Origin of the sequence: Paramaledivibacter caminithermalis DSM 15212 (assembly GCF_900142245.1) — a bacterium.
GTDB lineage: Bacteria > Bacillota > Clostridia > Peptostreptococcales > Caminicellaceae > Paramaledivibacter > Paramaledivibacter caminithermalis.
Genome location: NZ_FRAG01000053.1, coordinates 1 through 22,682 on the forward strand (window position 1 = coordinate 1; position 22,682 = coordinate 22,682).

21 protein-coding genes and 1 pseudogene are annotated in these 22,682 nt (G+C 30.1%); all 22 read right to left on the reverse strand.

Annotated features, from left to right (window positions below; all coding sequences use genetic code 11):
* A partial coding sequence (locus tag BUB36_RS15225; RefSeq protein WP_131821297.1) for a hypothetical protein occupies positions 1 to 289 on the reverse strand: 289 nt, incomplete at its 3' end.
* A gap of 3 nt (positions 290 to 292) precedes the next feature.
* Positions 293 to 1,654, reverse strand: a complete 1,362-nt coding sequence (locus BUB36_RS15230) for a nucleotide-binding protein (protein WP_073152172.1) — start codon at positions 1,652 to 1,654, stop codon at positions 293 to 295.
* Between the two features lie 361 nt (positions 1,655 to 2,015).
* A complete protein-coding gene (gene ftsZ, locus BUB36_RS15235; RefSeq protein WP_073152175.1) occupies positions 2,016 to 3,092 on the reverse strand; it encodes a cell division protein FtsZ in 1,077 nt (358 codons plus the stop codon).
* A 160-nt stretch (positions 3,093 to 3,252) separates the two neighbouring features.
* On the reverse strand, positions 3,253 to 3,603 hold the full coding sequence (locus tag BUB36_RS15240; protein WP_330390516.1) for a small basic family protein: 351 nt from the start codon (positions 3,601 to 3,603) through the stop codon (positions 3,253 to 3,255).
* A 229-nt stretch (positions 3,604 to 3,832) separates the two neighbouring features.
* A complete protein-coding gene (locus tag BUB36_RS15245) occupies positions 3,833 to 4,519 on the reverse strand; it encodes a DUF881 domain-containing protein (RefSeq protein WP_073152182.1) in 687 nt (228 codons plus the stop codon).
* Positions 4,520 to 4,537: 18 nt separating this feature from the next.
* Positions 4,538 to 5,263 (reverse strand): DUF881 domain-containing protein, encoded by a 726-nt coding sequence (locus tag BUB36_RS15250; RefSeq protein ID WP_165613105.1) that lies wholly within the window; start codon positions 5,261 to 5,263, stop codon positions 4,538 to 4,540.
* Positions 5,264 to 5,274: 11 nt separating this feature from the next.
* Positions 5,275 to 6,027, reverse strand: coding sequence for a cell division protein FtsQ/DivIB (locus BUB36_RS15255; RefSeq protein WP_073152188.1), 753 nt, complete (start codon positions 6,025 to 6,027; stop codon positions 5,275 to 5,277).
* 202 nt (positions 6,028 to 6,229) lie between these two features.
* Positions 6,230 to 7,483 (reverse strand): UDP-N-acetylglucosamine 1-carboxyvinyltransferase, encoded by a 1,254-nt coding sequence (gene murA, locus BUB36_RS15260; protein WP_073152191.1) that lies wholly within the window; start codon positions 7,481 to 7,483, stop codon positions 6,230 to 6,232.
* A gap of 90 nt (positions 7,484 to 7,573) precedes the next feature.
* Positions 7,574 to 8,677, reverse strand: coding sequence for a stage V sporulation protein E (gene spoVE, locus BUB36_RS15265; RefSeq protein WP_073152193.1), 1,104 nt, complete (start codon positions 8,675 to 8,677; stop codon positions 7,574 to 7,576).
* 1 nt (position 8,678) lies between these two features.
* Entirely contained in the window at positions 8,679 to 10,037 is a 1,359-nt protein-coding gene (gene murD, locus BUB36_RS15270) for a UDP-N-acetylmuramoyl-L-alanine--D-glutamate ligase (protein ID WP_073152196.1), read from the reverse strand.
* 22 nt (positions 10,038 to 10,059) lie between these two features.
* Positions 10,060 to 11,022: a phospho-N-acetylmuramoyl-pentapeptide-transferase gene (gene mraY, locus BUB36_RS15275; protein ID WP_073152198.1), complete on the reverse strand. Its 963-nt coding sequence runs from the start codon at positions 11,020 to 11,022 to the stop codon at positions 10,060 to 10,062.
* A gap of 4 nt (positions 11,023 to 11,026) precedes the next feature.
* Positions 11,027 to 12,409: a UDP-N-acetylmuramoyl-tripeptide--D-alanyl-D-alanine ligase gene (locus tag BUB36_RS15280; protein ID WP_073152201.1), complete on the reverse strand. Its 1,383-nt coding sequence runs from the start codon at positions 12,407 to 12,409 to the stop codon at positions 11,027 to 11,029.
* A complete protein-coding gene (locus BUB36_RS15285; RefSeq protein WP_073152203.1) occupies positions 12,409 to 13,887 on the reverse strand; it encodes a UDP-N-acetylmuramoyl-L-alanyl-D-glutamate--2,6-diaminopimelate ligase in 1,479 nt (492 codons plus the stop codon). Before BUB36_RS15285 ends, BUB36_RS15280 begins: the two co-directional genes overlap by 1 nt.
* A 271-nt stretch (positions 13,888 to 14,158) precedes the next feature.
* Entirely contained in the window at positions 14,159 to 16,141 is a 1,983-nt protein-coding gene (locus tag BUB36_RS15290; RefSeq protein WP_073152206.1) for a stage V sporulation protein D, read from the reverse strand.
* A 22-nt stretch (positions 16,142 to 16,163) separates the two neighbouring features.
* Positions 16,164 to 16,670, reverse strand: a complete 507-nt coding sequence (locus BUB36_RS15295; protein WP_073152209.1) for a hypothetical protein — start codon at positions 16,668 to 16,670, stop codon at positions 16,164 to 16,166.
* A 29-nt stretch (positions 16,671 to 16,699) separates the two neighbouring features.
* Entirely contained in the window at positions 16,700 to 17,635 is a 936-nt protein-coding gene (gene rsmH, locus BUB36_RS15300; protein ID WP_073152211.1) for a 16S rRNA (cytosine(1402)-N(4))-methyltransferase RsmH, read from the reverse strand.
* A 63-nt stretch (positions 17,636 to 17,698) separates the two neighbouring features.
* On the reverse strand, positions 17,699 to 18,130 hold the full coding sequence (gene mraZ, locus BUB36_RS15305) for a division/cell wall cluster transcriptional repressor MraZ (RefSeq protein WP_073152214.1): 432 nt from the start codon (positions 18,128 to 18,130) through the stop codon (positions 17,699 to 17,701).
* Positions 18,131 to 18,441: 311 nt separating this feature from the next.
* Positions 18,442 to 18,579, reverse strand: a complete 138-nt coding sequence (locus BUB36_RS19475; RefSeq protein ID WP_242655864.1) for a hypothetical protein — start codon at positions 18,577 to 18,579, stop codon at positions 18,442 to 18,444.
* Positions 18,580 to 18,726: 147 nt separating this feature from the next.
* On the reverse strand, positions 18,727 to 19,449 hold the full coding sequence (lgt, locus tag BUB36_RS15310) for a prolipoprotein diacylglyceryl transferase (RefSeq protein WP_073152217.1): 723 nt from the start codon (positions 19,447 to 19,449) through the stop codon (positions 18,727 to 18,729).
* Positions 19,450 to 19,589: 140 nt separating this feature from the next.
* Positions 19,590 to 20,882 carry an EF-P 5-aminopentanol modification-associated protein YfmH gene (gene yfmH / locus BUB36_RS15315; RefSeq protein WP_073152220.1) on the reverse strand — a complete coding sequence of 431 codons (1,293 nt, stop codon included), beginning with the start codon at positions 20,880 to 20,882 and terminating at the stop codon, positions 19,590 to 19,592.
* A complete protein-coding gene (yfmF, locus tag BUB36_RS15320) occupies positions 20,882 to 22,162 on the reverse strand; it encodes an EF-P 5-aminopentanol modification-associated protein YfmF (RefSeq protein ID WP_073152223.1) in 1,281 nt (426 codons plus the stop codon). The genes yfmH and yfmF overlap by 1 nt, the downstream gene beginning before the upstream one ends.
* 243 nt (positions 22,163 to 22,405) lie before the next feature.
* Positions 22,406 to 22,682: pseudogene (locus BUB36_RS15325) on the reverse strand (UPF0236 family protein); the annotation flags it as partial.

The following is a 22,682-nucleotide window of genomic DNA, read 5'->3' on the forward strand; positions in this document are numbered from 1 at the left end:
CTTCTACAGCATTTGGAACTTTATAGTTTAAAGGTATCTCCTTAATCTGAATATTCTCTTTTATAACTTCGTCTGTAAGTACTGTGTATTTACTGATCTCTTTTCCTTCTTTTACAAATGCTACATTAACTTTTGCCATATACTGTTCATCAATCTTACTTCTAATATCCCTTTCAACTTTTTTCATGACTTTAGGAATTTTTATGTTGTTGTAATAAAAAATTAAAGCTGCAATTAAAATACAACTAATAGCTATTATCAATAAATTTTTTTTATTTGTTTTTTTCAATTGTTAATATTCTCCTTTCTTCATGGTGAAATTAAAAATGTTATTGATTTTATTAAAAAAATTATTTTTTTTATTGGAATTACTAATATAATAATTGCGAGATATTTTTAAATAATCTTCTCTTAAAAGATTATCTTCTATATTTACTGTAGGAATTCGTTCAGCTAGCCCTTGGATAACAGATTTATAATCATCTTTTACAGTAAATATATTATTAATATTTAAAGAAAAACTTATTTTGTCAGTTACATAGATGTTTTTGAACAATTTTTTTATATCTTTCTCATTTGGATCAGCTTCTACATATCTATTAATTACTAAATCAACTTCATCTAAAAAATTTTTATAATTATATAATTTTTGAGGTAATCTATTTAAAAGATTAATTTGTTGATTTACAACTAATAATATGTGATCTGAAATTCCTAATATTCCTTGATAAACTTCTCTATTTAAATTTTGAGATAAATCTATTATTACTATTTGAGCATTTCTTTTCGCTACCCTTATCAATTTAAATATATCATCAAAATCTAAATCCACTTCTATATCTCTATGTTCAGAATAAATAGTTAGCATATTATTAAATTTCTGACCTAAAGATATAATTTTTTCATCAGTATATTCTGATGATATCTTACTTAAGCAATCTATATAATCTATATCAAAATGACAATATACGTCTTTTTGCTCAAAATCAGTATCAATAATACTTGTCTTTATATTTTTTTCACTAAATATGGTTGCTAAATTTACTGCTACAGTAGTTTTCCCAGTGGAATAGGGACTTATAATTGATATTACCTTTTTATAATCCAATGGTGTCTCATATACTACTTTCTCTTTTACAATAAATTCTTTTCTTCCATCCATACTTTTAATAAATTGAAAAAAGCTCTTTGCCGAATTATTGTGTATCTTTAAATTTTTTGAATCACTATAATTTAAGCCATAGTAACCCTCAGCCTCTTTTTTATTTCTAGGATTTAAACATATATATACTATATTTGATATACTTGCATCTTTTTTGAAAATACCATTATAAATTCCAAGCTCAAGCATATTTCTTAAATAATGAGATTTATAATAGTAATTTTCAATGATATATACTATTTCAGAATTCTGATATATTTCTTTGATTTTTAGAAGATAATTCTTATTTGATTTCCTATTAGCTTCTAAGCTTTCTATGTGTATTAAAATTGTATAATCGATATTTTCATTAAAGGATTTTTCTATTTTTGAAAGTAGAAAATCTTTTTTTATTTTGACTAAATATCCTCTTTTGCTAAATTCATTTTCAAGTTCTTTAGCTATTTTATCTATATGTCCTAAATACTTGAAAACTAATATTATATTTTTCATCGAAACCTCCTTTTCATTTATTTGCTCCTCTCAATAAAAATTTTACCATACATTTTATGGTATAGTAAACATCATATTGTATATTTTTACATATTTTTTCTTCAATGTAATCATTTCTATGATATTCTACTTATTTTTATTTTTTATGTATTCAAACAATGTTAAGAAATTTAGTTCTTTTTATATTTTTTTGTAAATTTTGTTGCAATTTTAAAATTTTAAATCTAAAATTTGTCTGAAATCTATATAGCTTAAGTAAAAACTTCATAAATTATAAAGTCTGTAATATCAAAAAAAAGACCATCAAAATGGTCTTTCGCTTTTAATCTTATATATGTACTCTTATACTCTTAATTAATATTTATCTTTTTCTTCTTAAAAAAGTAGGAATATCTAATAATTCACTTTCATTCTCTTCTGACTGTAATTCTTCTTTCTCCTCTTTGTTATTTAACTTATTAGCACTATTTACATTATTACTACTACTATTATTAAAGCCAGTAGCAATTACCGTAATTCTTAGTTCATCCTTTAATGATTCATCTATTACAGCACCAAAAATAATATTTGCATCTGGGTCAGCAGCCTGAGATACTATTTCTGCAGCTTCATTTACTTCAAATAGTCCTAGGTTTGACCCACCAGTGATATTAAGCAATACTCCCTTAGCTCCATTAATTGATGTTTCAAGCAACGGGCTTTGAATAGCGAGCTTAGCTGCTTCAGTAGCTCTATTTTCACCATTAGCTTTACCAGTACCCATATGAGCTAATCCCTGTTCATACATAATAGTTTTCACATCAGCAAAATCTAGATTCACCAATCCTGGAATAGCTATAAGGTCTGATATACCTTGTACTCCTTGCTTTAATACATCGTCTGCTATTTTAAATGCATCCATCATTGAAGTCTTCTTCTCAACAACTTGAAGTAACCTATCGTTTGGTATTGTAACTAAAGTATCAACCTTTGTTTTCAACTCTTCAATTCCCTTTTCAGCATGCAGCATTCTTCTTTTTCCTTCAAACATAAAAGGCTTTGTTACAACTCCTACCGTAAGAATTCCCATATCTTTAGCAATTTCAGCAACAATTGGAGCCGCACCTGTTCCAGTGCCTCCGCCCATTCCAGCAGTTATAAAAACCATATCTGCACCTTGCAGTGCTTGGTATATATCATCTCTACTTTCTTCCGCAGCTTTTTTACCAACCTCTGGATTGGCTCCTGCACCTAATCCTCTTGTTAATTTTTCACCTATTTGAATCTTATATTCTGCCTTAGATGTATATAATGCCTGTTTATCAGTATTAACAGCAATAAATTGAACGCCCTTTAAGTTTGATTCAATCATTCGATTGACAGCATTATTACCACCGCCACCAACACCTATAACTTTTATTTGAGCAAATTGTTCTACATCAATATCGAATTCTAACACTAAAAAACCCCCTTCATGACGATCACCTGTATGGAATATTGGAAAATCTAATTATTATATGATATACTAAGTATTTTATCATTTCCTTATTGTTTATAAAATAATATAATACTACTATTTCAACAAATTTTTAAGATTTCCTTCTTTTAAAAGAAAATATTTAACTATTACTAAATTTTTTAATTAACATTCTTCTTATAATCGCAAAATTTTGAAATAGTCTTGACCCAAATGTAAATATTGCTGCATAATAAAGAGGCACTCCCATTCTATCACCTATATAAGCTAATAATCCTGCGATTATAGCATTACCTATGAAACCAGTAACAAAAATTGTTGAATTAAATTTATTTTCTAAACTAGCTCTAATTGCTCCAAAAACTGAATCAATTGCAGCCAATAAAGCGACAGACGTATATGATGAATATATCATAGGAAAAATTATGGGTACATAAAAACCTATTATCAATCCTATTATAATACCAAATATACCTATAATCAACTTATTCACCTACTTTTTATTATTAAATGCTTATTATATAGATTTCCAATAATAAAACTTAATTTATGCATATCAAAATATCCAAAGCTTTTAAGGGTTTTTGATGTATATAAATTAACTGTTTTACTGGAACATCTATATATAACCAACATCATAACTTAATGTAAATTTCATAGAAAATAATAAACGCTTTTACATTTTTTCTTTGAGATTTATTAACCTTCGAAGTTGTTTATCTCTAATAAGTGCCATCATATTTTGGCACTTTAACATAAGTACTCGGATTAACTTCGATAAAAATACCATAAGTTTTTAGCATATAGCCATAAGTCATCGGTGCATTAATAGCCGCCTCGAGATGCTGAGGTTCACCAATGGCCTTTATAATAAAAGGATGACCATACTCCTTGCCATTTATTTTAATAGTATAACCAGAACAATCGATCTCTGAATTAGATAAAACTCTTTGACCATTTATTGATATAGCCTCTGCTCCAGCTGCCTTTAAATCATTTACAATATTAAGTACATCTACATCATGAACTAAAACATCGTTTGGATTTTCTCCTTCATATAACTCTCTTGTAGCATCATCCATTATTATTATAACTCCTGGTCCATAAACATCTGTAAAACCCGAAATGGTTTTATATTCCTTTATCTCTTCCTTTAGTAATTTTGTTATGTCTCCATCTCTAATTTTTGATAATCTGAATTGCTCAATCTTATTTTTATAATCTTCAATAGAGGTATTAAGCTGGGCTATTTCAGCCTTTTCTTTTTCTAAATTTTGCTTATAATCTCGAATTTCATCTAAAGATACATACTCTTGATTATTATTAATACTTTTTACCTGAAATGATACTAAAATGCCAAGAATGGTTGTTAAAACAAAAATATTTAGCTTTATATATTTTTTTTTCATTAAATCACTCCAAAGCTATTATTCATCCGCTGGCTTAGCAAGTTTATATTTAACTATGTCATTATATCTATCTATTTCCAATTCATCAAGCTTTTTAATATCTACTTGTAGATTTAATATATCTCTCATTTCACCCACTATACCATATCTCCAGTCCAAAGCCGATTTTAATGTATCGGGATCTCCTATAGCTTTTATAATAATCGGCGGAGCAGTAGGAACAGAATTTATCTGTAAACTATTTCCAGCTAACTGTATTTCTGTATTAGCTATAATCCTTTGACCATTAATAGATATTGCTTCAGCACCAGCAGAGTTTAAATAATTAATTATTCTTAGCAAATAATCATATCGATACATAATGATGCTACCATCTACATCATATTCTAATTCCTTTGGAGGGTCATCGATAATCATCTCAATACCAGGTCCCTTTACCCTAGTAAACCCACCTATTTCCTTATACTTTTCTAATTCATCATTTAATCTTTTAATAATTGCACTATCTTCTGAAGCTGACTGTTCGATTTCCTTAAGCTTTTTATCATAGGAATCTAATTCCTTTATTAGATTTTCTTTTTCTTCTTGAGCTTTCTTTAATTCACTTTTTAATTCTAAAAGTCTTTGGCTGGGAACTCCTCCCCCTAGATAATTAGTTTGAACTATTCTAAATTGCATAGCCAATACAATTCCTAATATAGTACACATAAATCCTAGTATTAACTTATCTTTGAAACTTTTCACATTCATGCCTCCTATTCTCCAAAAGGGCTGTAAGTAGGATAACCATCATGACTTATGTCAACAGTTCCAGAATTAACGTTTTTTGAAATCAAATCATTATAAATTGCCCTAAATGCAGCAAATCTTTTTGACAAATTTTCACCTCTTCCAAATTTTATTTTAAAATTTTCATTTATATATAAAATAATATTTTCATTATTATAAATTATTTTAGGTTTAAAACTCAAATCTGATTTTTCTAACAGCCTGCAAAGCTCTATAGCTTTCTTAAATCTATCTTCATTTCTTACTTTGATACTTTCACCTTCTATAAAGCTTTCAAATTCAAAGCCTTCAATTACATATATATCATCTATATCATGGGATGTATATAAAATAACACCCTCATTGTCTATAATAAAATATATACCCATATATAAAACAGCAGCTAACTTTTTTCTTTCTATAACATCAATTACTAATTTATTTGGCAATTTTCTCTTTATAGTTACATCTTTTATGAATGGACTCTTTATTATTTTATCTTTTACCTCTGATAGTCTGATTCTAAATATGTTTTCATTTATTTGAATTCCTGAATAGGAAATAATTTCCTCATCAGAAAGAGCTTCATTGTTATTGACAAATATACTCTTAATTCCAAAATAATTAGTTTTAAATAATATGATAAATATTATTGCAGACAACAAAAGAAATATTAGAAGATATAATCTTAGTTTACCATATCTTACCTTTTTATCAACCCTATGTTTAGCTCTATACATTTTTTTCCTCCTATAAACATCTGGCATTATAGAATTATACATCAATTAGCAAATATAAAAAAGCCTAATTATATTAATTTTTTATTACTTTATATGAAATATGAATCTCAGCCTTAACCTTGACCCTAAAGCAAAACTTTTATATCCACAGTTCTTGTCCAATAATTTTTTATTATAAATAGCAGCATTTACTGCCGCTATTCTAGTCAACTCTTTTTATATCCGCACCTAGTTTTTCAAGCATAATGTCTAAATTATCATAACCTCTTTCAATATGTTTAATATTCTCAATGATTGTAGTTCCTTCTGCTGCCAAGCCTGCTAGAACTAAAGCCGCTCCGCCTCTTAGATCCTTAGCTTCAACTTTGGCACCAGTTAATTTTTTTACTCCCTTTATGACGGCTACTCTTCCGTCAACTTTCACTTTTGCTCCCATTCTCATTAGTTCCTCAGTGTGTTTAAACCTGTTTTCAAATACTGTTTCAGTAACTAAACTAGTTCCACCTGCTAAACATAATAGGGAAACAAACTGAGGCTGCATATCAGTGGGAAATCCAGGATAGGGTAAAGTCCTAATGATATCTACAGGTCTTAATACAGAAGGTGGAATTATTTTTATCTCATTCTCCCTTTCTATTATTATACATCCTACTTCCTTTAATTTTGCAATCACCGATACAATATGGTCCTGTATTACATTTGTAATTGTTATTTCACTCTTCGTTATAGCTGCAGCAACTAAGATAGTGCCTGCTACTATTCTATCAGGAATAATGTGATGCTCTACATTGGATAAGCTATTAACTCCATCGATTTCTATAACACTGGTACCTGCACCTTTTATTTTCGCTCCCATTCCATTTAAATAGTCTTGAAGATCAACGATTTCTGGTTCCTTAGCTGCATTTCTAATCAATGTTTTACCCTTTGCTAAAACTGCTGACAACATTATATTTTCTGTTGCACCGACACTTGGATAATCCAGATGGATTTCAGCACCCTTTAATTCGCCTACAGTACACTCAAGAAATCCATGGGCTTCCGTAATCTCTACACCCATCTCCCTTAAACCCTTCAAATGCAAATCAATTGGTCTATGTCCAATTTCACAGCCACCTGGATAACTAATCCTTATTTTACCAAATCTAGCTAGCATAGGTCCCATTAAGAAAATAGATGACCTCATTTCCCTAACTAAGCTTTCATCTATTTCATGTGTAAATACGCCCTTTGAATTTACAATTATTGCCTTTTTTGTTTTTTCCACTGTGCAACCTATAGACCTAAGAATTTTTATCATAATATCCACATCTCTAAGGTTTGGATATCCCCTTATAATACTTTTTCCAGCATTTATTACTGATGCAGCTAAAATTGGTAATACAGCATTTTTAGCTCCACTAATCTCTAATTCTCCCTTTAACTTTTTCCCACCATTAATCAAGTACTTTGACACATAGTTCACCTCCGAGAGCATTGAAAAATAAGAAGAATATATAACTATTTTATGCATAGCTCTCATAGGTGTTACAATTACTTATTAAAATTAGGGATTTTCATTTTCTGTATACTTTGAAATATTTAATAATATTCCTATTGCTCCCATAAATATTGCTAACGAGTTTCCTCCAAAACTAATAAATGGTAGAGGAATACCAGTAACAGGCATTGAAGATGTTGCTACAGCAATATTTATTATAACCTGTATAGCAATCATTGCAGTTATCCCTGTAGCCATTAAGGAACTAAACAAATCTGGAGCATGTATAGCTATTCTTATTCCCCTCCATATTAGAAATAGAAATAGGAGCATAACAGTTACGCATCCAATAAATCCTAATTCCTCACCTATAGTTGCAAAAATAAAATCGTTTTGAGGCTCTGGTATGTAGAGCTTATTTTGTATACTTCTTCCAAGCCCAACCCCAAAAAGTCCTCCAGAGCCTAAAGCAAATAAGGATTGAATAACCTGATATCCATCGCCCTTTGGATCTTTAAATGGATCTAAAAACGCAACTAATCTTTTCATCCTATAGGGCTTTTGTAATATCAAAATTATTATGGCACCTACTCCTGAAGCACCTAACATTACAACATGAAGCCATCTCATTCCTGCAACGAAAAGCATAGAAGCAATTATTAGGGCTATTGTAATAGCTGTACTTAAATTAGGCTGTTTAAGAATTAATAAAACATATAATCCTATTATAATAAGATATGGAAAGATACCTTTGAAAAAATTATCTATATCCTTAACCTTTCTAGTTAATGTATCCGATACAAAAATAATGGCACAAATCTTGGCAATTTCCGAAGGCATAATTGTTATAGGTCCAACTTTTATCCATCTTTGTGCACCATTTAAATTCATACCCAAAGGTGTTAATACTAAAACAAGTAAAACAATACTAAATATATATGCTGGGAATGCCAGTTTTTTATATCTTTTATAATTAAAGTTTGTAGTAAATACCATGGCAAATATCCCAATTATAGCCCACAATAAATTCTTTTTAAGAAAATGATAACTGTCCTGTTTGTTATAAAATGAATAATACTGACTGGAGCTAAACACCATTATTATTCCGATAATAACCAATATTAGTACAGTAATCATCAATGTAAAGTCAAAGGACTTTTTTTGGGTCATATTATGACCTCCTTAACTTCTCTACACATTCTTTAAAATGTCTCCCTCTTACTTCATAACTTTCATACATATCCCAGCTTGCACATGCTGGTGACAATAAAATTGTATCATTTTCTTCCGCCTTTTTATAAGCCTTATTTACAGCTTCTTCCATATTCTCTACAATAGAGACATTTTTAAAACCATATTTTTCAGCAGTTTGCTTAATCTTAAGTGCAGTTTCCCCTAGAAGAATTAACTCTTTCACCTTATTATTGAAGGATCGAACGAACTCGTCAAAACAGCTTCCCTTATCCATACCTCCTGCTATTAATATCAATGGAGCTTCAAGACCTTCTACAGCCTTAATCGAAGCATCTGGATTCGTTCCCTTTGAATCATTATAAAATTTTATTCCATTTATACTACCTATATATTCCGTTCTATGCTCAACCCCTTTAAAGTTCATTAAAGTATATTTAATTACTTCTCTTTTTATTCCTAAATTAGTAGCAAAAGCTACTGCTGCTAAAGCATTTTCCAAATTATGCTTTCCTGATATATAAATATCATTAGCATTACATATTATTTCTTTATGATTATTGATTTTTACAACTATATTATTGTCTTCTAAGTAAACGCCTTCTTCTAATATTTCATTCCTGCTAAAAAATAATACTCTAGATCTAGCTCTATCGGCTAACTTCCTTGTAATATCATTATCATAATTTAATATCAATATGTCATTTTTATCCTGATTCATAAAAATTTTTGCCTTTGCATCTATATAGTTTTTCATTGTCTTATGACGATTTAGATGATCAGGTGTAATATTTAAGATAGCAGAAATTTTAGGTTTAAATGTGTCTATCGTCTCCAATTGAAAACTACTTACTTCGGTTACCAAAACCGTATCATCGGTGGTTTTAAAAGCCTTGGAGATGGCAGGTAATCCAATATTGCCCACCACAAAGGTTTCTAGTCCTCCATTTCTACAAATTTCACCAGTCAAAGCAGTTGTTGTTGTTTTTCCATTTGTCCCAGTTATAGCTAAATATTTCCCCTTACTTAGTCTATATGCTAACTCAAGCTCCCCTATTATCATTTTATTTTCTTCTTCAGCTTTTTTTAAAAAGGGTAAATCCGTAGGTACACCAGGACTTAGAATAATCAAATCATAGATTTCTATTTTTTCTGGATGAAAGCCGAGAATTATATTATCACAAAGCCCTTCAATTTCATTTAAAATATCTTTTAACTTGTCTCTGGATTTTATGTCATTTATTGTTATCTTAGCATCAAGCTTCGATAGTGCTTTTACTGTGGGGATACCTGACTTAGCCATTCCTACTACCAAAACATTTTTATCTTTTAATATCATTTGTTCACCACCTTTTTCCATCTTATTTAAGGGAATATAATCCTATAATACATAGTATCAATGTAACACTCCAAAACACTACAACAATCTTTGTCTCCTTCCAGCCTGATAGCTCAAAGTGATGATGTAATGGACTCATTTTAAACACCCTTTTACCTGTGGTTTTGAAGGATATAACCTGTATTATAACCGATAAGGCTTCTGCAAAATATATCCCTCCCACAATAGGTATAAACAAAGTTAGATTCATAAGTATGGCTATTGAAGCTATAGCCCCTCCAAGGGCCATAGAACCAGTATCTCCCATAAAGACCTTTGCAGGGTAGGCGTTAAATCTTAAAAATCCCAAGCAAGCTCCTGTAAGAGCAGCTGAAAAGGTAGCAATGCTAAAAAACCCCATATTAAGTGCAATCAAGCTGAAGAAGGATGATACGATCAATGTAACTCCAGAAGCTAAACCATCTAAGCCATCAGTTAGATTCACACTGTTTGTCGTAGCTACTACAACAAATGCTATAAAGGGAACATAAAGAAAACCTAAATCTATATAATTATTAAGGAAGGGTATTAAAACTCTCGTTCCATATATAGATACCTTTGATTGATATACAGCTATTATAGCTGCTATCGTTATCTGTCCTATAAGCTTTTGATACGCTTTAAGTCCTAGATTTCTCTTTAACACAACCTTTATGAAGTCATCTATAAAACCTATTAATCCAAATCCAATTGTAGAAAATAAAACTATATATAAATCTTTATTTAATCTTCCAGAGGTTAATGTTGTAATTAGTATTGCTGCTATCATTACTATACCGCCCATTGTTGGAGTTCCTGATTTAGAATAATGGGACTGTGGTCCCTCTGCTCTAATACTTTGCCCAACCTTTAGTCTTTTCAGAAAAGGTATAATAATTATTCCCAGCACCAATGTCAGAAAAAAGGATAAAACAATGGCGATTATCAGTAGTTTAAAATCATTCATGTATTTATCTCCTCTCTTGTAGATATTGTACAATTTCTTCCATTTTCATACCTCTAGATGCTTTTATAAGTATTGCATCTCCAGTTCTTTTTATAATATTTATTATGTTTTTTGCTGTAATATTATCTGCTAACGCAAATGTCTTTTCCTTAGGAAAACCACTTATTATTGCACCCTTAACAATATTCTCAGCTTCATGTCCAACAGTAATAAGAATATCTACATTCTTCTCAAATACCATCCTTCCTACTTCCTTATGGCAACTCTCTGAATATTCACCAAGCTCAAGCATATCTCCCAATACAGCTATTCTTCTTTTAGCTTCTACCTTCTCTAAAACACTTAATGCAGCCTTCATCGAATCTGGATTAGCATTATAGCAATCATTTATTATTTTTATTTCCTCTTTCGTATCGACTATATTTAATCGCATTTTGTTCCCATGAAAGCTACTAAGACCAGTCTTAATTAGGGAAAATGGTATATTATAATGAATTCCCACTGCAATTGCTAAAAGTGCATTATTAACATTATGAATTCCCGGTACATTTAGTTTGAAATCATAATCTTTATCTTTATAAATAATGTTAAAGGCAACACCCTTATGCCCTAAATCCTTTATTTCTGTTACATAAATATCATTGTTCTCATTTAATCCTGTAAAAACCTTTTTATATCTAGTATGTATGCTCTTCACTTTAGATAAATACTCATCATCACCATTAAGTATTAATATGCAAGTATCATCCATATGATTGCTTATTTCCATCTTTGCATTAAATATCTCTTCCTTTGAGCCTAGACTTTCAATATGACAAATTCCTATATTTGTTATCACTCCAACTTCTGGAGTAGCAATCTTTGATAAAAGATGGATTTCCCCTCTGTTACTCATTCCCATTTCTAATACAATCATTTCATGTTCTTCTTCAATATTTAAAAGTGTCAATGGTAATCCAATGTGATTATTGAAATTACCTTCATTTTTTAAAACTCTATATTCCTGTGATAAAACACTGTAAATCATTTCCTTCGTTGTTGTCTTACCAGTACTTCCTGTCACTGCAACAACTGGAATATCTACTTTACTTAAAAAATATTTAGATATGTCCTGTAGTGCCTTTAGTGTATCCTCTACCATTATTATGGATTTTCCTGAACTTTCACTAATATCAATTTCTTTACTTGACAGTACTGCATCTGCTCCAAATTTGAAAGCATCCCCTATAAATCTGTGTCCATCAAATCTTTCACCAATTATTGGAATAAATAGATCGCCCTCTTTAATTTTTCTAGAATCTATAGAAATCCCTTTTAATTCTATGTCATCATCTCCTGCTATAAGCTTCCCTTTTGTAGCCACTAATATATCTCTTATGTGAATCATTAATAATCCTCCCTTAGAAAATTACTAGCCACTTCTCTATCATCGAAATCAACAACTTCATTATTTATTATCTGATAAGTTTCATGTCCCTTTCCTGCTATTAAAACCACATCATCCCTTTGAGCCTTCCTAATTGCTCTTTTTATAGCTTCTCTTCTATCCATAACAACATCATACTTATTTTTATCTTTTCCCATCCCCCTAAGTATATCTTCTACTATTTTGGCTGGATTTTCAGTCCTTGGATTATCATTAGTAATAATTGAATAATCCGACATGCTATATGCAATTTTTCCCATAATTGCTCTTTTAGATGTATCTCTATCTCCACCGCATCCGAATACAGTGATAACCCTTCCCTTTAGAAATTGTTTAATAGTTTTTAAGACGTTCTCTAAAGCATCGGGGGTATGGGCATAATCTACTATGACACCTATACCTTTATCATTTTCAACTAGCTCAAATCTTCCACGAATAGACTTTATTTTTCCAACACCCCTAGCTATATCTTCATAGCTGTATCCCATAAAGTAGCACACAGCAATTGCAGCCAATATATTGTAGATAGAGAATAAACCAGGTATATTTATTTTTATGTTTCCTGAATATTTAGGAGTTACAAGCTTGAACTCTGAATAAGCGGCATTCATCCTAATATCCTCGGCTCGAATATCACAGTTATTATCTATGCCATAACTTAAAGCAGGTATTTCAAGCTTTTTAATCCTATTATATATCTCTTTTCCATACTTATCATCAATATTAATGATATTGACATCAGAGGTTTTATAAAATAGCTTTATTTTTGCATTCTTATAGTTTTCCATATCCTCATGGAAATCTAAATGATCTGCCGTAAGATTGGTAAAAACCCCAATATTAAATTTTATATGCTCAACTCTTTTAAGATCAAGAGAATGAGATGATACCTCCATAGCACAAACATCAACATTCTTTTTTATCATTTTGCTAAATAAGTACTGTAATTCTAATGATTCAGGAGTTGTATTGGCTGTTTTGTATTCTTCATCTGCAATTTTATTTTTCATTGTTCCAATTATACTCGTCCGTTTATTATTAGCCTCTAAAATACTTGATATTAGATATGTAATAGATGTTTTACCATTGGTGCCAGTAATACCCACAACATTAATTTTATCACTGGGATCATCATAGAAATTTGCTGCTAATTTTGAAAGAGCATATCTTGTATCATCAGTTTTTATAAAGGAAATATCGTGCTCATTCATTATTTCTGGAATTTCATCTATATCTTTTTCAATAATAATTGCGATTGCTCCGTTTTTAATTGCTCCTTTTATATACTTATGCCCATCTGTCTTTAATCCAGTTATACATACAAACAAATTCCCTTTATCAACTCGTCTAGAATCATAAGCTATGCCTGTAATATCCATATCCTTGTTTCCATAAATTTCTAAAGTCTTAATACCCTTTAACAAATCACATAATTTCATACTTATCTCTCCTAGTTTTTTATATTAAAAATACTAAACCAAATCTATCATTAAACCCCTGTGTTCTTTCAAGTATAATTAAAAATCTTTTAACAGAAAGAGTTTAAGGTTTTAATACTTTAAATGATACCCTTAAAAACCTTCAATCATAAGACGTCACTAGCCGCCTTCATTCTATCTGCTTACTAAAAGGCAATCCAAATTAAAGTCAAAGCCTTAATTCAAATTGCCCTTCATATCTAGCTAATTCCTATTAATTATATCACAAAGTTTATTCAGATTCTTCTTTAACAAATAATATTATCATGGACTTTTCTTCCACCATGCTTCCAGGCTTAGGAAATTGGTCCATCACTACTGCATTTCCACTTTTTACATGTATAGGCTCCGTATTATATTCTAAATTACTATTTGATAGTTTTTTTGCAGCTTCATGTAGCTTCAGACTTCTTACTTCTGGAACAACGACTTCCTCTCTTTCAAATTTTTTCTTCTCCTCCTCATTGTATTGAGGCTCTACCTCCATATATCTTAATGTATCCCTTAATATTTCCTGAACAGCTGGAGCGGCTATTTGACTTCCAAAATGTATGCCTTGAGGTTCATCTATAATTAAAAGTACAACAACTTCTGGATCGTTAACAGGAGCAACACCAACAAATGAAGAATAAACACTTCCCTTTGCATATCTACCATCAACAATCTTATCGGCTGTTCCTGTTTTTCCTCCAACCCTGAATCCAGGTATATATGCTTTTTTACCAGAACCATCATTTACTACGGTTTCCATTATAAGCCTTAATTCCTTAGATGTCTTTTCCGAAAGAACCTGTCTAATAAATTTGGGTTCATATCTATGTATCACATTACCTGAATCATCAGTTAACTCCTTAACAACCCTTGGCTGCATAAGCTTTCCATCATTTGCTACAGAGGATAAAGCAGTAATAAGTTGAATTGGAGTAACAGATATACCATGACCAAAGGACATAGTAGCCAACCCTACTGGTCCTGCACTATTCATATTCTGAATGATAGCCTTTCCTTCTCCTGGTAAATCAATTTTAGTTTTATCATTAAATCCAAATGCATCAAGATATTTATAAAATTTCTCTGCTCCTAATTTTTGAGCAACTTCTATAAATACTGGATTACACGAATTTTGTACTCCTTCTGTAAAGGTTTGATGTCCATGGGGTCTGTAATGTCTCCAGCACTTTATTTTCTGTCCTGCAACAATAGCGTAACCTGGAGAATAAAATGGAGAATTTGGCTCTACAATCCCCTCCTCTAAGCCAGCTGCCGATGTTATAAGCTTAAAGGTTGAACCAGGTTCATAGGTATCACTTATCATAGGATTTCTCCACATTTTATTCCAAAGCTTTTGTTTTTCACTTGTATCTAATGCTTCATACTTTTGTCTTTCCAAACTATCTAGAGGAATTCTAGGTTCATTTGGATCATAGTCTGGTTTCACTGCCATAGCAAGTATATCTCCAGTTTTAGGCTGCATAACAATCGCCATTACCCTTTTGGCTTTTGTCTTTACCAAGGCGTTTTCTATTGCTTTCTCTGTAAAATGCTGAATAACTTCGTCAATAGTCAGTATAACATTAAGCCCATTTATTGGTTCATAGTATTTTTCAATTCCGTAGGGAAGTCTTCTCCCAGCAGCATCAGTATTTTTTATCCATCTACCAGGAAGTCCGCTTAAGACTTTATCATATTTTAGTTCTATACCAGCTATACCTTGATTGTCTACTCTAGTATGCCCTATAACATGGGAGGCAAAATTACCATATGGATAAAATCTTTTAAAATCCTGTGCAACTTGAATACCTTTTAGTTTTTCCTTAATTATTTTATTTGCTTTTTCTTTATCTATCCACTTAGCTACTTTTACTAGTCCCTTTTTTTGAGAAATATTTTCTAATACTTTTTTCTCATCCATTTCTAGTATGTCCGCCAAGCTCTTTGCAGTTACATCCTTAGATTCAATTTCTGCTGGAGTAGCCCATACAGTAAAAGTAGTAACACTAACAGCCAATTCCTTACCGTTTCTATCATAAATAGTACCTCTTTTAGCTGTTATGGGAACATCTCTAGTTTGCTGCTGAATTGCAAGCATTCTAAACTCTTCTCCATTTACAATCTGAATCCAGCCTAACCTTACTATTAATGCAAAAAAAACAAAACACACGAAAAACAAAATAAAAACTAATCGTTTTTTATTAACAATACTTAGATTTGACAAGCCTAATCCTCCTTAAAAGAAATCAATCCAATAAAGAATACAATTTTTTTATTGATGCTTTTAAATAAGTGAATAACTTTTTTTCTTCTTTAAGACCCTGTTCATCTATTGAATCATCCTCTCCAAGAACTGTTAGCTCCGTATCATCTTTATTCTCTATGTCTAAAAATACCATCTGATCATACTTTGGATACTGCATATTTGCCTTTTTTATCGCTATTTCCTCGATAATATCTGATCTTGTCAGACTATCATAAGTAACTTTTATATCCTGTAATTGATTCTCTAGTTCCTTTATTTCTTTCTTTAAGCTATGAATTCTATATTCGGCTTCAGTTATTGTAGTATATCTAAGTAAAATAAATATTAAAGCCGATGTTATAAATACTACCCAAAACACTGCACTCATCAACTTTAGTGTTCTTTTCTTCTTTTTATTAGTCCTCTTAGCTTTTTTTGTATTGTTTTGTATATCTTCATTTAAATAGCTATTATCATCGTAAGAATACTTTTTCTCAGCTATTACCAATGTATTCTCCCCCTTTAATATTTAGAACATCAAATCCTTTCGGCTACTCTAAGCTTTGCACTTCTAGATCTCGGGTTATTCTCTATCTCCCTATCAGAAGGATATATAGGTTTTCTTGTTATAATTTTAAATATAGGTTCATTATTACATTGGCATATTGGCAATTCTGGAGGGCAAATACATCCTTTGCTTAATTCTTTATAAACGTTTTTAATTATTCTATCTTCTAATGAGTGAAAAGTAATTACACTTATTCTGCCTCCAGTTTCTAAAACCTCAGCAATATCTTTTACTGTTTCTTCAAGAATATCTAATTCATTATTTACTTCTATCCTTATTGCTTGAAAAGTTCTTTTGGCTGGATGTGGTCCATTCCTTCTAGCTCCTGACGGTATTGCCTTTTTTATGATCTCAACCAATTCACCTGTAGTTTCAATTTCTTTATCATTTCTCGCTTCAACAATAAATTTTGAAATTCTCAAGGCCCATTTTTCTTCACCGTATAACTTTATTACTTTATATAATTCTTCCTCAGAATAAGTATTTACAACATCTTTAGCTGTAAGCATATTTTTTCTATCCATTCTCATATCAAGTTCAGCATCCTGCATGTAGGAAAAACCTCTTTCCCCTTCATCTAATTGATAAGATGAAACTCCTAAATCTAGTACAATGCCATTGATTTTTTTGATATTAAGTCTATCTAATATGTCCTTAATATTTGAAAAATTATCATTTACAAATATAATTTTATTTGAAAATCTCCTTAATCTCATTTTAGCAAAGTCTAAAGCATCCTCATCCTGATCTATTCCGATTAATAAACCATCACCACTAAGTTTGCTACATATCAATTCAGAGTGACCTCCTCCACCTAAAGTTCCATCAACATAGATTCCATTAGGATTTATATTAAGGTTATCCACTGTTTCATTTAGTAAAACCGTCTCATGTTTGAATTCCATATTATACCTTCCTTCTATAATAATCATCTAAGCTTATAGCAATTTTCCACTTGAAATTAAGATTTAGATCCCTAATTCGGCCATTTGTTCAGCTATATCATCATAACTAATATTTGCAGTATCGTTATATTTATCCCAATTATTTTTACTCCATATCTCAATTCTTGTTGAAACACCAATTATTGCAACTTCCTTTTCAAGTTGAGAAAATTCCCTTGCATTTTGTGGAATAGTAACTCTACCTTGTTTATCTAAGCTGCACTGGGTAGCTCCTGAGAAAAATAGTCTAACAAAGGCTCTAGCATTTTTGTTAGTAAGGGGTAATTGTTTTAATTTATTTTGGAAAACACTCCATTCGCTTTCTGGAAAAACAAAAAGACAATTATCTAGCCCCTTTGTTATAAAGAAACTTTCTCCTAGCTTTTCTCTAAATTTAGCTGGAATATTTATTCTTCCCTTTTTATCAATTGTATATAAGTATTCCCCAATAAACATAATTTTCACTCCACTTTAAGGGAAATTAAACCACCATTACCCACTTTAAACCACTAATAGTTTAATTCTATAGTAAAATCACTATTCCTGCTAATATCTATAATTTTTTTCTAGTTATTTAGTACCAAAATTCAACAAAAAAAAGAAAAGATGTACAATTTTATGTACACCTTGTTTTTACAATTGACATATCAACTTTTTTAATTGTATAGATTTCCCATAATAAAACTTAATTTATATATACAAAATATCCAATGCTTCTAGGAATTTTTGATATTTATAAATTAATTATTTTACTGGAATATCTACAATTATTCATTTGCTCTTATTAGAGTATCAATTTCTTGGCTTATAGCTAAAACCTCTGTTACACTAGTTAAATCCGATACATCATCTAATTTCTCCTGTAAATTATGTATCTGTTTAATAGAACTAGTAAAATCTGACATTTTTTCACCCCAAATATAAATTTTCTTAATAATATATTATAAACATAATAATAAATCGACGATGTTTGTTAATATAATACTCTTTATTCCATATTATATCAATAAATTTTTTCTTACAAATTTATTTCAATTTTATTACAAACTAAATCACTTTTTTATTTTTCTGAAATATAAATAAGAAAAAGTTAATATTAATAAAAGACTCAAAAGCTGTGCAACTCTAAAGGGTCCAAGCATTAGGCTATCAGTTCTCAATCCCTCAATAAAGAATCGTCCTAAAGAATATAGAATCAAATACAGATAAAATACAGCTCCGTCAAATTTTTTATTCTTTCTATATTTCATTAATAAAATAAAAACTGTAAAATCCCATAATGATTCATATAAAAAAGTTGGGTGAACCTTTACACCGTTAACAATAATTCCCCAAGGCAAGTCCGTCGGACCTCCATGGGCTTCTTGATTAATATAATTTCCCCATCTACCTATGGCTTGTCCCAGAATCAAGCTGGGAGAAATAATATCAGCCAATTGCAAAAATTTTATTTTCTTAACTCTTGTAAATATTATCCCAGCTATTACTCCTCCTATTACTCCCCCGTGTATGGCTAACCCACCTGCTCTTATGTTTATAATCTTAATTATGTCTCCACCATATTCACTCCATTTGAATATTACGTAGTAGAGCCTTGCTCCAACAATAGCCGAGGGTATCATGACTATAATAAAATCTAATATTATATTTTCATCTAATCCAAGGCGCTTTGCCTCCCTTAATGCCAAAATAGTACCTATTACCATTCCTAAAGAAATTAGAATTCCATACCAACGCACAGAAATGCCAAACATTTCAAAAGCTACTGGATTCAATATGATCACTCCTTGAAACAAAGAACCTAGTGTACTTTGTTAATTTAAATTTACCTTTAGATTAATCCTTATAATAAATTTAGTTGCCAAAACTCAGCAACTAAATTTATTATAACACATATTTTATTGATATTTCTAAATTATTTGTTTGGTTTTATTAAAGATAAAACACTTTTACTAAGATCGAAATGTTCATTAAATCTTCTTGACACACTTTCAAAATCCAAATTATTGAGTTCAGTAATATAATCAAACAAATTTATACCCTTAAAATAGTATGAAATAAAGGTGTTTGCAATAAATTCTACAGAATTATAGGAGCTAATATGCTGTCCAATAGATTTTCTCTTAATTCTTTCAAAGTCCTCTTGATTTAAACCCTTATTTCTTATGTTTTTTATTTCTTCGCATATAATTTCATAAACCCTATCAGGATCCTTTGATTCACCGCCAATAATTGAATGCCCATAGGAGATATCAAAGGTATATTCAGTTTCAAAGTTTTCATTTATTAATCCATCATTATACAATTTTTGATACAGCTTGGAGCTATTTCCGAAAATTATATGTAAAATTATTTTACTTTGAATATCCTTTCTTAATAAATCTCTACCTTCTAAGAAGTTATCTATATTTTTAAAAACTATATTAAATAAAGGCATAGATACAGATAATTTTTCTTCTAATTTTTTTTGTTTTACTTCATCTGGTTCGTGAGGCAAAATTCTTTCTACTTGACCTTCAAAACTTTTAAATGTAGATTTTAAATTTTTTTCTATAGTATTACAGGTTTCATCTATATCCACATCTCCAACCACAAATACCACCATATTATTTGGAACATAAAAAGTATTATAGCATTTATATAATTGTTCCTTATTTATTTTATAAATACTTTCTATAGTTCCTGCAATATCAATTTTTACTGGATGATTAGAATATAGTCCCCTAAGTCCATTGAAAAACACTCTCCAATTTGGATCATCTTCATACATTCTTATTTCTTGTTCAATTATTCCCTTTTCCTTTTCGACATTTTCATCTGTTAGATATGGAGATTGAACAAAATCAATGAGTATTTCAAGGTTTTCATAAAAATTATCTGTACAAGAGAATAAGTAACATGTTGAATTAAAATTGGTATATGCATTTACATTTGAACCGAGTTTTGAAAATCTGTCAAAAACTCCTCCTTCTTCACTTTCAAAAAGCTTATGCTCTAAAAAATGCGCTATCCCTTCTGGAACCTCTGTGACATCACCTTCTCCTGGCACAATAAATTTGTTATCTATTGAACCATAGCGTGTTCCAAATATTGCAAATTTTTTAGTATAATCCTTTTTAGGAAGCACAAAAATCTCAAGACCATTTTCTAATTTCCTGTAATTTATTTTTTCCCTTAGTATATCACTATATATCTCTTTTTGAATCATTATCTTCCCTCCTCCTCTTTATTAAGGAAGTATATTGTGTCTAACTGAAATTTTTTACCTGCTTCTATAATCGATTCCTTGCTAACAGCTCTAATTTTGCTAATTATATTTTCAATACTATCAAATGAATTACTTAAGGACTGAGAATATAAAAAATCCATAAGTATATTTGGAGTATCCGTTAAGGATTTTATAGAAGTAATAATTGATTTTTTTGCTATTTCTATATCCTCTTCATCAAAATTACCATTTTTTAATGAATCTACTTCTTTTATAATCAATTCTTTAGTTTTTTCATATTTATTGAATTCAATTCCGCTACTCACAAGCATGATAGATTTAAATTTGTCGATTTTTGAAAAAATATAATAGCATAGGCTTTCCTTTTCTCTTACATTTTTAAAAAGCTTGGAGTTAGGTCCTCCTCCTAAAATATTTGAAAATAAAATGGAACTTTCATATAATTCACTTTCATAAGGAATATTTGTCCTATATCCTAGAGTTAATTTCCCTTGGTTTATATTGAACCTATCCTGTACTTCCTTCACCTTGTGGATTTCCTTAGATATTGTTTCTCTAGGTATAGTAATGATATCCCCTCTATCAAATTCAAGGGATTCACTAAAAAGCTCTCTCACCTCATCTTCTTCAATATCCCCCACCACAAAAACATCTATTGGAGAACTTGTCAAAATATAATTATAATACTCATACAAGCTTTTTTCATCTATTTCATCTAATTCATTAATACTTCCATATTCGTATATGCTATAATTTTCATCTTCACACATAATTTCAGCACATCTGTCAACAGCAAATCTCATTTTATCATTTATTCTACCTTCAATCTTTTCCTTAAGATTCTCTTTTTCCTGTAGAAAGCTTTCCTTCTTAAAGCCTTCATTATCTGCAAGGGGATTATTAATTATGTCATTGAGTATAGCTAATCCTTCCTTTAAAATATCTTTATTATTAATATACTTACTGTTTGGAAGCTGCATTTTAAGTTTTAGAATATGCTTTTCTCCCTTCTTAGCTACATCACTAACTAAAATCCCTCCATATAAATCCTCAAGTCTTCTGTTTAGTTGAAAAAAGGAAGGATACTTCTTTGTTCCCTTGTTTAAAAGCATAGATAGCATTGAATTTTTTGTTGCTTCTTTCCTTATCAATGGTCTTTGAATATATATTCCTATCAAATTTGTTTTAAATTTATTTGATTTTACAACATGTAGCCTAATTGCTTTCCCTAAATCAGTTCGTTCTAATACTTTAAGCAATATAATACCTCCTTTGTTATTGATATTAGCATTTTTATAATTTAAAAATAAATATCTAAAGATACTTTTATTATGATATAAAAATCCCCATAAAATACATGATATTACCAAGAATTAGCACCAAATTAGCACCAAATATATTTTACTATATATAATTTATATAGTAAAACTTAATTCAACTCGCGATAGTGTCAAGATACTGTAGGAAAAAAATTTAAAAAAAATTCTTATGTTCTGATGAAATTAAGCACCACGAACAGACTTGAGTAATTCACTAGCCCAAGTTCTTTTCCCAATATTCAAAACAGTTATATTATCAATTTTTTCTTCTACTTTTTTATTTAATTTTCTTTTTACAACTCTTTTATCTAACTTCTCGATTCTTTTTTCTTTCTGCTTTTCTTTTCTCTTTTTTATCATTGTTTCATATACTTTCCCACCATTGGCACGATGTACTCTTAGTCGTGCCATTTGATCAGCACCTACTATACTCCATGCTAATGGTCTAGAACTCAATCTA

Excerpts from the sequence above, each read along its gene's own strand:
- rsmH (WP_073152211.1), bottom strand. The coding sequence starts at position 17,635 with ATGGAATTCAAACATGAGACGGTTTTACTAAATGAAACAGTGGATAAC.
- murD (WP_073152196.1), bottom strand. The coding sequence starts at position 10,037 with ATGATATTAAAAGATAAAAATGTTTTGGTAGTAGGAATGGCTAAGTCA.
- BUB36_RS19475 (WP_242655864.1), bottom strand. The coding sequence starts at position 18,579 with ATGTCAGATTTTACTAGTTCTATTAAACAGATACATAATTTACAGGAG.
- BUB36_RS15285 (WP_073152203.1), bottom strand. The coding sequence starts at position 13,887 with ATGAAATTATGTGATTTGTTAAAGGGTATTAAGACTTTAGAAATTTAT.
- BUB36_RS15245 (WP_073152182.1), bottom strand. The coding sequence starts at position 4,519 with ATGAAAAAAAAATATATAAAGCTAAATATTTTTGTTTTAACAACCATT.
- BUB36_RS15230 (WP_073152172.1), bottom strand. The coding sequence starts at position 1,654 with ATGAAAAATATAATATTAGTTTTCAAGTATTTAGGACATATAGATAAA.
- yfmH (WP_073152220.1), bottom strand. The coding sequence starts at position 20,882 with ATGATTCAAAAAGAGATATATAGTGATATACTAAGGGAAAAAATAAAT.
- mraZ (WP_073152214.1), bottom strand. The coding sequence starts at position 18,130 with ATGTTTATTGGGGAATACTTATATACAATTGATAAAAAGGGAAGAATA.
- mraY (WP_073152198.1), bottom strand. The coding sequence starts at position 11,022 with ATGAATGATTTTAAACTACTGATAATCGCCATTGTTTTATCCTTTTTT.
- BUB36_RS15280 (WP_073152201.1), bottom strand. The coding sequence starts at position 12,409 with ATGATTCACATAAGAGATATATTAGTGGCTACAAAAGGGAAGCTTATA.
- spoVE (WP_073152193.1), bottom strand. The coding sequence starts at position 8,677 with ATGACCCAAAAAAAGTCCTTTGACTTTACATTGATGATTACTGTACTA.
- BUB36_RS15255 (WP_073152188.1), bottom strand. The coding sequence starts at position 6,027 with ATGTATAGAGCTAAACATAGGGTTGATAAAAAGGTAAGATATGGTAAA.